The sequence below is a fragment of the Stenotrophomonas sp. G106K1 genome (genome assembly GCF_037969685.1).
Taxonomy (GTDB): domain Bacteria; phylum Pseudomonadota; class Gammaproteobacteria; order Xanthomonadales; family Xanthomonadaceae; genus Stenotrophomonas; species Stenotrophomonas lactitubi.
In genome coordinates this window covers 122259-136196 of the sequence record NZ_JBBPFR010000005.1, presented here as the reverse complement: position 1 = coordinate 136196, position 13938 = coordinate 122259, and the positions used below count along the sequence as shown (strand labels likewise).

Annotated in this window: 13 protein-coding genes; 7 read left to right on the top strand and 6 right to left on the bottom strand. The window is 60.1% G+C overall.

Features of this window, described 5'->3' with window-relative positions; translation table 11 throughout:
* Window positions 1-23 precede the first annotated feature (23 nt).
* Window positions 24-173: a hypothetical protein gene (locus WKB25_RS07095; RefSeq protein ID WP_340569671.1), complete on the top strand. Its 150-nt coding sequence runs from the start codon at window positions 24-26 to the stop codon at window positions 171-173.
* Between the two features lie 73 nt (window positions 174-246).
* Complete coding sequence (locus WKB25_RS07090; protein ID WP_340569669.1) at window positions 247-2388, top strand: TonB-dependent receptor; 2142 nt, start codon at window positions 247-249, stop codon at window positions 2386-2388.
* Window positions 2389-2458: 70 nt separating this feature from the next.
* Here the strand turns inward: WKB25_RS07090 and WKB25_RS07085 are convergent, their stop codons facing one another.
* The 5 genes from WKB25_RS07085 to WKB25_RS07065 form a co-directional block, all read right to left on the bottom strand.
* On the bottom strand, window positions 2459-3781 hold the full coding sequence (locus tag WKB25_RS07085; RefSeq protein WP_340569668.1) for an XVIPCD domain-containing protein: 1323 nt from the start codon (window positions 3779-3781) through the stop codon (window positions 2459-2461).
* Between the two features lie 24 nt (window positions 3782-3805).
* A complete protein-coding gene (locus tag WKB25_RS07080) occupies window positions 3806-4669 on the bottom strand; it encodes a hypothetical protein (RefSeq protein WP_340569666.1) in 864 nt (287 codons plus the stop codon).
* A 136-nt stretch (window positions 4670-4805) separates the two neighbouring features.
* On the bottom strand, window positions 4806-5390 hold the full coding sequence (locus WKB25_RS07075; RefSeq protein WP_340569664.1) for a hypothetical protein: 585 nt from the start codon (window positions 5388-5390) through the stop codon (window positions 4806-4808).
* Window positions 5391-5468: 78 nt separating this feature from the next.
* A complete protein-coding gene (locus WKB25_RS07070) occupies window positions 5469-5894 on the bottom strand; it encodes a hypothetical protein (RefSeq protein WP_340569662.1) in 426 nt (141 codons plus the stop codon).
* Between the two features lie 108 nt (window positions 5895-6002).
* Window positions 6003-6410, bottom strand: coding sequence for a hypothetical protein (locus WKB25_RS07065; RefSeq protein WP_340569659.1), 408 nt, complete (start codon window positions 6408-6410; stop codon window positions 6003-6005).
* 651 nt (window positions 6411-7061) lie between these two features.
* Between WKB25_RS07065 and WKB25_RS07060 the strand changes: the two genes are divergently transcribed.
* From WKB25_RS07060 to WKB25_RS07040, 5 genes are all read left to right on the top strand, one after another.
* The gene (locus tag WKB25_RS07060) at window positions 7062-7508 is read left to right on the top strand and encodes a hypothetical protein (RefSeq protein WP_340569657.1); all 447 of its coding nucleotides are present in this window, start codon (window positions 7062-7064) and stop codon (window positions 7506-7508) included.
* Window positions 7509-8157: 649 nt separating this feature from the next.
* A complete protein-coding gene (locus WKB25_RS07055) occupies window positions 8158-8796 on the top strand; it encodes a hypothetical protein (protein ID WP_340569655.1) in 639 nt (212 codons plus the stop codon).
* Window positions 8793-10268, top strand: a complete 1476-nt coding sequence (locus WKB25_RS07050) for an XVIPCD domain-containing protein (RefSeq protein ID WP_340569654.1) — start codon at window positions 8793-8795, stop codon at window positions 10266-10268. Before WKB25_RS07055 ends, WKB25_RS07050 begins: the two co-directional genes overlap by 4 nt.
* A gap of 220 nt (window positions 10269-10488) precedes the next feature.
* Window positions 10489-10959 carry a hypothetical protein gene (locus WKB25_RS07045; protein WP_340569652.1) on the top strand — a complete coding sequence of 157 codons (471 nt, stop codon included), beginning with the start codon at window positions 10489-10491 and terminating at the stop codon, window positions 10957-10959.
* Window positions 10960-11177: 218 nt separating this feature from the next.
* A complete protein-coding gene (locus WKB25_RS07040; RefSeq protein WP_340569650.1) occupies window positions 11178-12362 on the top strand; it encodes an integrase arm-type DNA-binding domain-containing protein in 1185 nt (394 codons plus the stop codon).
* Here the strand turns inward: WKB25_RS07040 and WKB25_RS07035 are convergent.
* A complete protein-coding gene (locus WKB25_RS07035; RefSeq protein WP_340569647.1) occupies window positions 12355-13935 on the bottom strand; it encodes a hypothetical protein in 1581 nt (526 codons plus the stop codon). The two genes, WKB25_RS07040 and WKB25_RS07035, sit on opposite strands and share 8 nt — an antisense overlap.
* Between the last annotated feature and the right edge of the window lie 3 nt (window positions 13936-13938).

Genomic DNA, 13938 nt, shown 5'->3' with positions numbered 1-13938 from the left:
GCGCCTCGATGCTGGCGGCGTAGATGGTGGCCGCCTACGCACAGGGGCTGCGTGTCCTGCCCTGCGGCGGCGATCCGCGGCAGGCGACGCTGCCGCCGATCGTGCGCGGTGCCACCGGCGTGCTGGTCACATTGGCCGGTACGCCGTATACGGGTCCATCGGCGCGTTCATAACGCAAACGGGGGATGGGCACCCGCCCATTGCAAATGTTAATCTTTCTCATTTGCAGACAAGCCAGATACGCCCATGCCCCACTTCCTGCCCCGCCGCAGCATTCTGTGCCTGGCCACGACATTGGCTTTCGCGACCCCCGGATACGCCGCCGACGCCCCGCCCAGCCCTGTGCAGGCGCTGGACAAGGTGGAGGTGCGCGGCCGCGCTCAGACGCTGTACCGGGTAGATGATGCCGCTGTCGGCACCCGTACCGATACACCGCTGGAACTGGTGCCGCAGTCCATCCAGGTGCTGCCGCGCGAGCTGATCGACGACCAGGCCGCACGCCAGGTGACCGATCTCTATCGCAGCATCAGCGGCATCAGCTACTTCAGCTATGCCGGGGTGACCCTGCGTGGTTTCCGTCAGGAGAACGTGCTGTATGACGGCCTGCGTGGCGATCCCTATGCGGGCTTCTCGGTACCGCAGTTGTTCAACATCGAGCGGGTGGAGGTGCTGAAGGGGCCGGCCGGCGCGTTGTACGGGGGTGGCGATGCTGGCGGGGTCATCAACTATGTGACGCGCAAGCCGAAGGCCACTGCCGAACGCCGCATCGAGCTGCAGGTTGGGAACCGCGATTTCCGCGCCGGCTCGATCGAAGGTGCCGGGCCGTTGAACGCAGCCGGCACGGTGCGCTACCGCGCCGGCCTGTATGGTGACAGCGAACAAGGCGTGCGCTGGAACACAGACAGTGAAAGCGTGATCGGCGATGCCTCGCTGGCGTTCGACGTGGGCGACACCGGCGAGTTGACGCTGCAGTTCACCGACATTACCCAGAACCTGGGCGGAAACCGGCTGCGCGGCGTGCCAGTGAACGATGCCGGCACCTTTCTGACCGACCGCCGCTGGAACCACAACGAAGCCAGCGACTTCCTGGACATGCGTGCCAAGGTGGCGCTGGCGCAGTACCGCTTCGCGCCGCACGACGACCTCGACGTGGACGTCGCCGCGCGCTGGTTCAGCAACAACGAACACCAGATGTACCACGAGCCGATGGGCCTGATCGACCGCGACCGCGATGGCCTGGCCGAATGGATGACCCGGCAGTTGCGCAACCAGATCCGTGACAACGAGGCGTTCACCGCCAACGCCAATGCGGTGTGGCGGCTGAGCACCGGTGCGATCGAACACAAGGTGCTGTTCGGTGCGGACGTGTACCAGCTGGATGCGGACTTCACCGCGCAGACCGCCAACAGCGCCGACCTCGCCCGCGGCGCCGGCCCTGTGCGCGGCATCGATCTGTTCAACCCGGTGTACGGCGCCAGTACCTGGCACGACTACAACCTGTCTGCGCTGCCCTGGCGCAGCACCAGCACACGCAGCAAGCGCTATGGCGGGTATCTGCAGGATGAGCTTGCCTTGACCCCGCGCTGGCACGTGCTGGCCGGCCTGCGCTGGGATGGGTTCAAGGATGACGACCGCATCGCCGGTAGCAGCGTGGACGGCAACGACATCAGCTGGCGGCTGGGCAGTACCTTCACCGTGCGCGATGGTCTGAACCTGTATGCCAACGTGGCCAGCGGCTTCGTACCGCAGTCAGCAGCAAACCAGAACTCCGCCGCAGGCGGACCGTTCGATGCAGAGCGCAGCAGGCAATGGGAAGTGGGCATGAAATCGCTGCTTGCCGAGCGCGTGAGCCTGAACCTGGCGGCTTACCGTATCGACCGCAGCAACATCGTGCAGGCCACTGGCGAGGTCATCAATGGCGTGAACCAGCTGGCGGCGCTGGGCCTGGTGCGCAGCACCGGCATGGAACTGGATCTTCTGGCCGACGTGACCGAGCGCTGGGTGCTGAACCTGACTTACGCCTACAACGATGCGCGGGTGAAGGACGCGGGCCCCAATGGCATCACCAATGCCTCTGGCAACCGCTTCGCCAATGCACCGCGCAACAAGCTGGGGCTGTGGACACGCTACGATCTGCCCGCGATCCGTTCAGCCATCGGCTTTGGTGCCGACTACGTGGATGAGCGCATCAGCCTGGATGGCCAACGGGTGAAGCCCTACACGGTGTTCGACATGAGCTGGAAAACCACGTGGAAGCGGTGGCAGTTCCAGGCCAACGTCAAGAACCTGTTCGACAAGGTGTATGCCGCCAGCGGGTTCATCGAGCGCAATGGCCATTTCCCGGGCGAGCCGCGCCGGGTGTATGTGCAGGCCGGTTACACGTTCTGAACTGCGCAACGCTGCCTCGCAGGAGCGGGCCAGGTTCGCCCCTGCGCTGTGATGTTGATCCGATGCGTAATCATCCCATCCGCATGGCAGGATTCTCCAGCGCCTGGAAGTCGATCTCCTGCTGACGCTGCATTGCCCGCTGTTGCCGTTCCATGCTGTCCGTCTCCATCTGCCGCAGCGACTGCTCCACCGGTGTCTGCACTGCCACGTCCGTGGGCATCGATGCGCGCAGGTGGGCGGGATCACCCAGGTCTCCCTGCACCACGAACACGTTGCGGCCCGCAGGGTTGTCCGCCGTCTGCGCGCTGAGCAGCACATGGTCGGCACGGTCCAGGTTGTTCTGACGGGCAAGGGCCATCACGCTGGCGGTCAGCCGTTCACTGCTTTCATCCGGCGTGCGCCCCGCTCTCGCGTCGATGCCGGCGACATGCCCGCTGACCTGTTGCAACAGGTCGTACTCGGCGTGGCCCGGGCCGATATCTGCCAGACGCATTGGGCCGCGCTGGAGGTCGGGCATGCCGTCGACCGATGCGGTAAGCGGGCTGCGGGTGATGGTTCGGTACGGATCTTCCGGGTGGAACTGGGTGGCCTTCTGCTTCCGCTCCAGGCGGACTTCCCGCGCATCGTTGAGTTCAGCGATGCGGGCCGGATCGGTGATCTCGCGCAGCGAACTGTGGCCGCCGCCGGAGGTGACACTGGCCCACTTGCCGTCCTTTTCAAAGTACAGCGCGTAGGAACTGAGGCCGCCGATGACGTTGGGATCGACCGAAGAGCGGCCATCCAGGGCCTGGGTGACCTCATGGAAGGTCAGCGTGCCGATGTACTGGCTCCCTTTGCTCAACCCCATCTGGGTGAACGCATCGCGGCTGGTACTTCCCACCCGCGGAAGTCCAGCGCCACCGTTGTCGAGCATGTTGGTCCAGATCTGCTCCAGCTTCTGCGGGCCACTCTTTTCCAGTGCGGCCTGAAGGAGCACGCGGGGTGTCCAGCAGTTGGGGTCGAGGTGGTGCTGCTCGAACGCGCGGTCGTGCGCGGTCATCACATCCTTGCCGGGCAGGTTCAAGGCAAGATCCGGCCGCTGCTGCTGCGACCAGTACTGCCGCAACACGAGGTCCTGCTTGAGCAGACTCTGTCCGAACGCCTCCCATTGCCGTTCACTCAACACCGCATTGGGGAAGCGTGAACCATCGTCGTGCTGCGTTCGCGCATATTCCTGTGCGTAGCTGTTTGCCACCCGCCCAGGCAGGCTGTCGTTGCGCACAACGCCCAACGCCAGTGTTCCATACCCGTCTGCACCTGGCAGTTGCGAGAGATAGTTCCAGTAGAGCTCCCGATTGCCCGAATCCGCATACGCAGTGAGGATCCTGATGTCCTTCTGGGTCAGTCCACCCATGACTTACTCCGACTTGTCTTCAGATCACCTGGCCTTGGTGCGTGCCAGAACATCACGTACCGCATCTTCCATGCGCTTCCAGTCCTTCAGGAACGCCCGTTTGTAGTTCAAGGTGATCGAAAGCTTGTTCTCGACATCCACGAAATAGTGCGTACACCCCGCTGCTACCGGGTCTTCCAGATCGATGACCTGATCGCCTTCCAGGCGCACACCATCACCCCGGAATCGGGTGGTCTCGCACTTCAGGAACGTGGTGAGCTGACCCGCGTCATCACGCGCAACGTACCAGTCATCCTCATAAGCCGGGTTGCGCACAGGAGGCTTGCCGTAGCGTGCTTCGTAGTCCTTTGAGTAGCGGGCCATCTTCTCTTCATCGATGGCATACGGGATCAGTCCCAGTGTCGATGACCGGGCAATACGCTGGTCCAGGCGTGCCCGTGGATCGCCTCGCTCCACCGATCCCTCCTCGGTGAGGGCCTCGTTGGACGACAGTCGGGCAAGCGAAGTTTCGATTGGAATCCTGTCGATGTAGTTCACCGCCACCGCGATCTCCCTGCGGAAATCATTCGTACGGGGATTGGCCCGTGCGCCCGGTGCGGTTGGCGTCATGTCCGGCCATTCAATGACCAGCGAAACGCCTTCACCCGGCCATGGCGCAATCTGGCTGTCCAGATAGTTGGCGGGGATACGGAAGGTGTTCGGCCCCAGCTTCACGTCCACGGGCGCGTTGGTATAGGTGTGGCCGTTGAGGGTGCGGCCGGTCTGTGTTACGCCGGACATGGCAGGATTCCTTTCGTTTTCGGTGGACGGCGCACGTGCGCAGGCACTGGCGCTAACGGCGATTGCGATTGCGAGTGCCAAGCACCGCCCGGAGGACATCGGGTGCATCGGGCCATTCCATTGCGGGGTTTGGAACCACTATAGAAAGATTGAGGTCAGTGGAACAGGCCCCGGGAATATCGCTTCAGGCATTTCGAACACTTCCGAAGTCGTCATGACCTCGGCCCTCCGGTTCACAGGCTGCTCAACCATCGAGCGAACCGGGATCCAGGTTCCGATGAATGAATCGACCAGCTTCATCCCACTCGGGTGGCGATAGGTCCATTGATTCCGTATCGACAGCGTATTGATCCTCCGTCAGCGCCTGTAGGCTCTGCTGAATCGCTGTACGGAATGAGGAGACGTCAAAGTCCTTCGGCTTGCGTGACTGGCGACTCCAGTTGTCGACCGCATGCAGCAGAGTGGAAGTGTAAGCGGCCCATTGGGCGGCTGCATCGAGATGGCGGACCTGCGTCCATTCAAGCTGACCAACCGCCAGGAACGCGTGTCTGGATCGGTAATAGCGCGTCAGATCGCGTGTCGCCGCCATGGACTGCAGAACCGATTCATCGTCCAGCACGCCGCCTATGCGATGCATCTCAAATCCGAAAATGAAACGGGTAACGGCGGCACCGAACTGCTGAGCGGCCAGATCCTGCTGCAGGTGTGTTTCTACCCGGTTGATGTCGATCCGCCAAAGTCCTTCACTGATATCGAAACGCCATCCCTGCCTAAGGGCAGTGGCTTCGAAACATCCAGGTGACCAGGTTATCCAGAGCTCGAATTCCATCGGCGAATGTTCCTCTGCGATCCGTGCAAGGGGTACAAGAGGCAGCGTGTCGGCTTTGCCGGGCAAATGCCCCGCAGCTTACTGGTCCCGGGTCACGCGAAGATTACCATCGGAGGGAAGCAGCACGCGGTACACCTGACGTTCGCCCGCGCCCAGCGTCAGATTCTGCGAGGTGGAAATGTTCGGGCAGAGACCACCGCCCGTTTCCAGTTTGAGGAAGTAGGCCCCCGGAACAACATGGAGCGTGGCCGCCTCGCCCTGCCTGATCGCCATCACCTTCTCGTTGTTGAGATAGATGTCATGCGAGCAGCCGGAGCCAAAGTAACCTTTGTCACGGCTGATATAGATCGTCGCCGAGCGCTCAGCAGACTCCTGCAAGTACTGCGGAAGGTAGACCCGCTCGGAAGCGATCGGCTTGGCCTGGGCCTCCGTCACTGGCACCGTAGAGCATCCGGCCAGCGAGAAAAGAGCGACCACGATGGTCAGCGCTGCGACGTTCTTCATTCATTTCCCCAGATCGTTTCTCCGAAGTTTACCTGAGAGTTCAGCGGATAGAGGGCGGGGAGCACGGGTTCACCGCCCTCATCCTGTCCGTGGCAATGCGCCGGCAAGTCAGGGGACAAGACAGCGCTCTACCTGCAGCGACAGTGCTTCGCATGCATCAAACAGACCATCGACCAGCGCTGCCGACGGATAGAAGCCCGGATCGTCGTTCTCCCGGGCTACGTGTGCAGCGTGCAACATGGCAGTGAGCGCGGTGATACCCGAGGCACTGCGGGTGGCCAAAGCCAAGTCGAAAGCGCGACCGGGCGTGAGGCGGTTTTCGGACCACGGCGTGCCGTCCGCACGATGGCCTTTGCCGTGGCCTTGCAGGAATGTGAAGAACGCCGAGGGAGGCGCGGACTCGGCGGCGTCACTGAGTGCGTCTTCCATCTTTTCGGCGAGAGCATTGGGAAGATCGCGCACGGCATCGCCGAGCAGCGCGTGCAGACGGGGATAGTCGGGAAGCAGGTCAGGCATGATGGCAACCTCGCGGTGTGGCCACCTGCAGATGCAAGGTGGCGGACGGTGCGGGTTGGCGTGCCGGATACGTACCGCTAAAGCCGGCGGATCAGAAGATCCCCACGCACCGTCCGCCATGGACTGGCAATCGGCGCATTGTCGTGACTGCAGTTGTGGCTGCAAGCAAGACCGGTAGCGGTACGTAAGTTCGGGACGCCAATCCCGGCCGAGGCAGGTGCCTTGGCGAGGCCATGGTTGACTCGTTGCGCTGGCGATGAAAAGCAGGGAAAGCTCGTATCAGTGCGTAGTTGCGGATGTTGCGTCATGGGATGCCGACTTGCGCATTGAATGGCGCACTTCGCATGCCGGATACCGCTGAGAATCTGGACCGTCCATACGCAGAGCGGTGTCAAAAGCGACATGTGCCAAGCGGAGCGCTACGAGATCCGGACACTCCCCCGTCAATGCGCAGAACGTCGCAATCTGCCCCGTCCGCGCTCGATGTCTCGACCCGCCCGGGTGTCGTGAATCACGGCGGAAAGCGCTTCCACTGCAAGGCCAACCGGCCGCCAAGTGACGCGCACACTCCATGCTCATCAAGCGCATTGGATTGGACGCAACCCCGCAGGTCAGTATGGCCGCCTGCTTCAATCGATTCGGGAGCTGACCGTGAATTTCACTTCTTGGCGCAACATTCTCGCCGCTGGTGTGGCTATCGCACTCTCTGTGGTGGCCTACAAAGACCATCATCGCCATGCCCTCACCGACGGACTCGACGGGCGGGATGCCGTGGGCCAGGTGACTGAAGTCACCTGGGACGAGCGAAAGGATCGAGAGAACAATTTCGTCCTGAATGTCGAGTTCGAAACTGAAGACGGCCAGGAGCGGGTGGAGAAGATTGCGGTATCCAACAGTCTCGGCAATCAGATGCGTGCATCCGACGAAGCCGAGGAGATTGATATCCGCTACTACCTCCATGATCCGTCCGTGGCGGTGGCCGCTGGAGATACTGGCAATTCGCTTCTGATGCTATGGCTGGCCATTGCCTCAGGACTGGTCGCGCGGGGCCTGGCTACGGCGCGGCTCCTCAAGGGGCGGAAGGTTCAACCCGCCTGACCCAACGCTCTTGAATCGTCAGCGACCGCTCGTAGGTCGCTGCGACAGGTGGGTTCTACCTTGCCCCCCGGACGTCCTGTCCGAGACCGTCAAGCGCGCCAGATCTACGACAAGGCCAAGCCGCCTTCAAGCGAGGCGCAGTGTTGGTGAAGAGGCGCCGCATGCTGACGGAGTGGGCCAACGTCTGCAGGTACGCATTGTCGTAGACATCCGAACGGCCCCACAGGCTCTCACGCCTCAATCATCTGCGCCGCCATCGGAAAACAGCCATGGGGTGAGGCATTCTGAATGTGTGATCCAGCGCTCATACCTTGGCATGGAGGGTCGAGACCTTGGAGCCCGACCGATGCGGGTCGTATAGTCAGATGACGCAGAGCAATGGAACGCCGGTGAACGCAATCCCGCAAAGCCCCGAATCACTGGGTCGCATGGATGAAGGCCGTGGAAATGAACAGCCAGCAGGGCCAAGGCTGTCGCGTTTGCCCCTAAGTTTGGCCCAAGGCGCCGTGTCCGACAACCGAACCCCGTGTCGGGCCCACAGGCGATCGGGCCAGCCCTGTCGGCGGTTTCGCGCATTGAGAACCATGCTCCGTAGTCGCCCTGTACAAGCCTACCCCCGTAGTACTTCAATCAGCGACATGGACCGCTCATGCTGAAATTTCTTAGAGCCCTTCCACACGTGGCATTGATCGCGTTGATCACCCTGGCCGTTCCAGGCTGCAACAAGGAACGCTCATACCCGGTCTACCGCGAAAATCCCGCGCCCAAGGATCCGCTGCCGATTGTCATCCGGGTCCACGATGCGCCTGTGGAGATCCCAGCTCCTAAGATCTTCGTCACGTACGAGATAGACCCACTTTGCCTCCCCCCGGTCAACAACTACGAGGGTGTGCAGTACGAACCTAACCAGCACAAGGTTGAGCTTCAAGCACAGCGCCTCAGTACTACTGATTTCAGCAGCGCCTTGTTTAAGGACGGAATGGAAGTCGCCAACTATTACGGTCGTGGCCCGTGCACATGGACACCCGTTCTCGTGGAAGCTTCATTCGACTTCATCATCGATAATCGCTCAATCCAAGCAACCGCCTGGACCTCATTCACAAAGCTTGAAACCGAAAAATCCTCTACCACCTACGTAGATCGCGCATTGCGCCCCATGACTTCAGGGCAATCACCAGAGTGGACGCCTACCGAGCCTTCGGTTTCGTACGAGAAGATGCCTCAAGCTAAACGAAAAGAATACTTTCCAATCGAAATCTCCACACGGACTGAAGGAGTAGCCCCATGAACCCTGGAGCAAGTGCAACCCTCTCAAATCATGTCTACAAGGACCCGCTCCCGGAACCCAAGGCCATCGTTACCATTGCCGGGACGGAATATCGCGTATTGGCCAGCCTAAACTCCGACACAGGCTACCAAGGGGTCGTCTATCAGAACCCAGAATCCAAAGAAGTAATCGTCGCCCATCGCGGCACCGAATTCGATCGCCAGCCTCTGATTGACGGCGGCATCGATGCAGCGATGGTCACCGCCAAGCTCAACGCACAACTCGGCGATGCCCTAGCGCTGACCAAGCAGGCCACCAAGCTGGCTGAAGAGAAGGGGTATGGTCCGGTATCCGTCACCGGCCACTCCCTGGGCGGTGCACTCGCACAGATCACTGCGCATCACTACAACCTCCCAGGCGATGCCTTCAATCCTTACGGTGCTGCCGGGTTGGCGTACCGCCTGCCCGAAGGCCAACCCGCCAATGCGGCGCCCTTCACCAACCATGTGATGGCAGGCGACCTGGTCAGCGCTGGCGGCCCGCACTACGGCAAGGTTGAGATGTACGCGCTCCCGAAGGAACTCGAGGTTCTTCGCAACGCCGAGCAGGGCCAACGCGTCGCGTCCCTTGTAGCACCAGGATTGAGAAGCGGCCACGCCATCTCCGCTGCCGTGGCGGTCCAGCTGGGTGACTCCCATCGAATGGTCCATTTCCTTGATCGCATGACCGATAAGGGGCCAGTGCAGTCCGTGTTGGATGACCCCAGTGCCCGGGTTACAGACCCTGAAGACCTGCGCCGGATTGCCGACTACCGCAGTGACATCCATCAACTGCGCGCGGGAGTCACGGTGCTTGCAGGCGGTGGACCTGGCCTCCTGCGCGACGGGATCAATTACCTGCGTGGCACCGAGGATGCAGGCGCATACGCTCGCCGCGAGGCCGAAGCGGAGCAGCAGCCCCGCATTGCGCTCAAACCCGGTGAGCGAATGGCACAGGACGCAACTGACAAGGGCTCTCCCTCTCTCAGCAATCCCGGCTTCTCTCCCAAGAGCCCGTTGCAGCAAAGCATCGAATCCACCTTGGACAAGGCAGGCTTGGATCCCAGGAAGGAAGGCCATCCTGACCATTCGCTCTACCGGCAGATTCGCGACGGAGTATCCGCCGTAGATGCCAAGCACGGGCGCAGCTTCGATGAAACCAGCGAGCGGGTAACAGCCAGCTTGCTGGCAACGGCCAAGAGCAACGGCCTGGAGCGCGTGGATCATGTGGTACTGGGCAACCCGCTCAGCAACGAGTCTGGCCCGCGCATGTTCGTCGTGCAGGGCGAGCTCAACAACCCGGCACACCTGCGCGCATCGGTGGCGGTCAGCGAGGCAATCAACACGCCCGTGGAGCATTCGCTTGCCAAGGTCGAGCAAGTTTCGAAGGCGCAGCAGGTCGCGCAGCACGACCACGCCCAGGAGCAGACGCAAGCAGCGATGCGCATGGGCTGAATGCAGTCAATCAGAGGCGGTGTGGATCGGTAGTCCACCTGCAGAATTCATCAGCGAAACGCCCATCTGATAGTCAAACTCAGAGGTACTTATGGCGACCTGCTGGCGAAAACCGACGTTCCTGTAGAGCCATGGACGAGGTTACCTCGGCTTCCTGTAAAGTCGCGCCACCAGAGCGAGCTTTCGCCCTGGGACAGGTCTTTTCTACAGGCAGCGAAGCATGTATCGCAGAACCGCCAAGATCATGATTCGTACCGCGATGTGCGCCGTTCCACTGCTGGCCACGAGCTGCGCCTTGCCTACCCGGCAGCCCGAGGTCGCTGACGTAAGGCCAGTGCCCGCTGAGCGGGTATTCCCCCTTGCCGTTCAGGGGCCTTCAACCGGCAATGTCGTCGTGACACGCGATATAGGTGCGATCAACGGAATGTGCGCCGTGGGCGTCATGGTTGACGAAAAGATGGCCGCCCACCTCAACACTGCTGAAACGGTGACGTTTGCCTTGAAGCCAGGTCGGCATCTGATGACCGCAACGGTGCTTGAGGCCACGGGCCTGTGCGCGCTGGGCGTGACCAAGGCTGCGATCGCCAGGCGACGCTCCATCGAGATCCTGGTGGATGTGGACACCACGCGGAAGTATCGGCTTTCCTACCCGACGATTGATTCTTCTCCGGTGATCGAGCCTGCGTTCTGACGACATTGTGTCGTTACTGCACAAATGCAAACGCCCCTTTCGGGGCGTTTTTGCATTCTGGCGGAGAGAGTGTCTGAATTTAGGGCGTTCCCTAGCTTCCGTACGCCTTCGTGACACCAGTCTCAGCCCTTGCGCCAGCTAGGTTTCACCATCCGGGTTCGTTCGCAGGCTTTCGCGTGAAGTCGCGTCTGCCGGGTGGGTACATGGATGGGTAGGAAATGGGATTGAAGATCAATCGCCTGACGGCGAGACGGGTGGCCACGGCCACCAATCCGGGCTACCACGCTGACGGCGGCGGCTTGTACCTCCAGGTCACCGCCTCAGGGGCGAAGAGCTGGGTGTTCAGATATCGCTTCGAGGGGAGGCGCCCAGAGATGGGACTTGGCCCGCTGCATGTGATTAGTCTGGTCGATGCGCGGGCGGCGGCTGACGCCGCAAGAAAGATGGTTCAATCCGGGCAAGATCCGCTCGCCGGGCGGCGAGCAGCCGCGGTGGCCACCTCCTCCATCCCGACGTTCTGGGAGGCTGCCGTTGCTTACATCGCTGAGCGTCAGGCCGGATGGACCAACCCAAAGCATGCCGGCCAGTGGACCAGCACCCTGGAGACTTACGCCAGGCCAGTACTGGGAAAACTGCGGGTGGATCGCATCGAAACCGATCACGTCCTGGCTGTGCTGCGCCCTATCTGGGCCACCAAAACGGAGACTGCCAGCCGTGTGCGGCAGCGCGTTGAAGCCGTGCTGGACGCGGCAACCGTGCAGAAGAATCGAATCGGAGAAAATCCAGCGAGATGGCGTGGCCATTTGGCAGTGATCCTACCGAAACCTACAGCGGTGACAAAGGTCGAGAACTTCCCCGCCCTGCCTTACGCGGAACTGCCAGACTTTATGGCTTTGTTGCGATCCCGGCACGGGGAGGCAGCGCGGGCCCTGGAATTCACGATTCTGACCGCCGCACGCACCGGGATGACGCTCGGTGCTGCCACAGGAGAGGTAGACCTTGCCGCCGGAACGTGGACCGTTCCCTGGAACAGGATGAAGGGGAAGATCGAACACACCATCCCTCTGTCGGCGCCAGCACTAGCGCTGGCGCGGCCGCGTATGAGCAGGCAGCTACTGTTTCCGAACGACCTCAGCAGCGAACCCCTGAGCGAGAACGCCATGCTGGCGCTGCTGAAGCGCATGGGCTTCGGCCATATTACCGTCCATGGGTTTAGATCTACCTTCAAGGACTGGGCCAGCGAGATCACCAACTTTTCTGACGACCTGTCTGAGGCCGCCTTGGCCCACCGAATTCGAGACAAGGCCAAAGCAGCTTACAAGCGAGGAAAGATGATAGAGAAGCGGCGCGCCCTAATGGATGCGTGGGCACAGTTCGCGCTTTCAAAGGCAGAATTTACTTAGCTATCCCAGCCCCTTCCTGGAACTTTGGCCACAAGCAGCCCTTCAGCCGCTCGCGTTCCTGGGGCACTGATTCTGCGAGATAGCACATAAAATCACGCGCCTTAGGCGTAGGGGGTGAAGTCGGCACATAGAACAAGCACCCAACGGAAAAGGCAATAGCAACAACAAGCGAAATCATCGCCCACACGCGCCGAATTCTCACAACCTCGTCGTTTAAGAACGTCCGATTCCGGTCTGCAATGGGATTCAAACTCTCACGAATCTCGGAAGCGTGAAGTATTTTAGAATAACCACCCGTCAGAATCTCCTCAAAGGCCAACTCCGAGTCACTGAGGGTTCGCCGAGCCGAGCGAACCTCATGCTCCAGCCAAATCGTGAAAACAACAATTACCACTAAAAGAATCATTAAATAGGCGGAAGAAAAGAATTTCTCAACACCTGAGTCCTTGACTCCGTTAACTACCACAACACCCAAAATAAATGCCGCCATCGTGGCGACGCCACCCTTAAGGGCCACGACAAGATTTTGAGCTGTCGCATGAGCTTTCGTAGAGGCATCCACCAGAAGCTCGGCAATCCTACTTTTAACTTCTAGGTAAGCCGAAATGTTACCCTTCAGATAGATCTGATAATTAGACTGAATGGCACCCCATACGCCACTTTTATTTGTGACCTCCGCAACGTCATCAACATGGAGTGAAATTACATTCCTAGCGAGACCAATTCTGTCCGAACTCGCACCAGGACCGTAGGCCCACTCGTATATCTTATACAGCAATGACAAAGCAGGTGACGCAACAGCGGAATTAATCGAACCAGAAATAGATTTATAACCGACTAGACGATAGTCAAGGTTTCCAGATGCATCGAAATTCGAGGAGTTAGCGAGAAATGCAACACAAAGGATGGATGCTACGCGATCAAAAAAATCATTAATTCCCGACACCTTCGAGCGTGCCGTAAGCCAGAAATCCGAGGGAATCCATCCCCCGCCAAGCCCTTGCACGTAGCAGTTCTCCTTAAAAACCGCCAACTCGCCACCCCTATGCTCGACGGCAGGATTTCGAGACTTAAAACTTCCACGCGGATAGAAGCCTATCGACGAAGAACCAAACCATGAGGTCTCCTCAAAGCACTCAAATTTAATTCCGTCATCGAAACGAGTCCATAGAGCATCAATGGCTACGCGCAGCGCTTGCCCTGACCAGTGACTAGCCAAATCTTCCTGGCTGTACACAGAAACCCACCCAAGCCCTTTTCCCTTGATGACATTGAACCGCACATCCACTTCAGATCCCGACTCAACCTCGACCAAATGCGCGCGCATTGCGTCGAAGCTACCTTGGCTATTATCCTTAATAACCAAGGGCTCGTCGCCATCGATTTCGACGTGCAGCTCAAACTTATCCCGACTTGAAATCTGGCCCGCCAAACTCAATAGACCCTCCATCCTTGGGATGAGATCATCGCCGAGTGAAGGCACGTCCAAACTGCCAAAAAACGAAAAGGCATCCAAGCGCTCTTCGCTCTTCAGGCTACCGCCAAACAATTCACTCGCAAAGGCCTTAAACACGAC

Bases quoted from the DNA above. Each gene is read 5' to 3' on its own strand.
- WKB25_RS07095 (WP_340569671.1), top strand. From the start codon at position 24: ATGGTGGCCGCCTACGCACAGGGGCTGCGTGTCCTGCCCTGCGGCGGC.
- WKB25_RS07070 (WP_340569662.1), bottom strand. From the start codon at position 5,894: ATGAAGAACGTCGCAGCGCTGACCATCGTGGTCGCTCTTTTCTCGCTG.
- WKB25_RS07085 (WP_340569668.1), bottom strand. From the start codon at position 3,781: ATGGGTGGACTGACCCAGAAGGACATCAGGATCCTCACTGCGTATGCG.
- WKB25_RS07050 (WP_340569654.1), top strand. From the start codon at position 8,793: ATGAACCCTGGAGCAAGTGCAACCCTCTCAAATCATGTCTACAAGGAC.
- WKB25_RS07080 (WP_340569666.1), bottom strand. From the start codon at position 4,669: ATGCACCCGATGTCCTCCGGGCGGTGCTTGGCACTCGCAATCGCAATC.
- WKB25_RS07075 (WP_340569664.1), bottom strand. From the start codon at position 5,390: ATGGAATTCGAGCTCTGGATAACCTGGTCACCTGGATGTTTCGAAGCC.
- WKB25_RS07045 (WP_340569652.1), top strand. From the start codon at position 10,489: ATGTATCGCAGAACCGCCAAGATCATGATTCGTACCGCGATGTGCGCC.
- WKB25_RS07065 (WP_340569659.1), bottom strand. From the start codon at position 6,410: ATGCCTGACCTGCTTCCCGACTATCCCCGTCTGCACGCGCTGCTCGGC.
- WKB25_RS07040 (WP_340569650.1), top strand. From the start codon at position 11,178: ATGGGATTGAAGATCAATCGCCTGACGGCGAGACGGGTGGCCACGGCC.
- WKB25_RS07055 (WP_340569655.1), top strand. From the start codon at position 8,158: ATGCTGAAATTTCTTAGAGCCCTTCCACACGTGGCATTGATCGCGTTG.
- WKB25_RS07090 (WP_340569669.1), top strand. From the start codon at position 247: ATGCCCCACTTCCTGCCCCGCCGCAGCATTCTGTGCCTGGCCACGACA.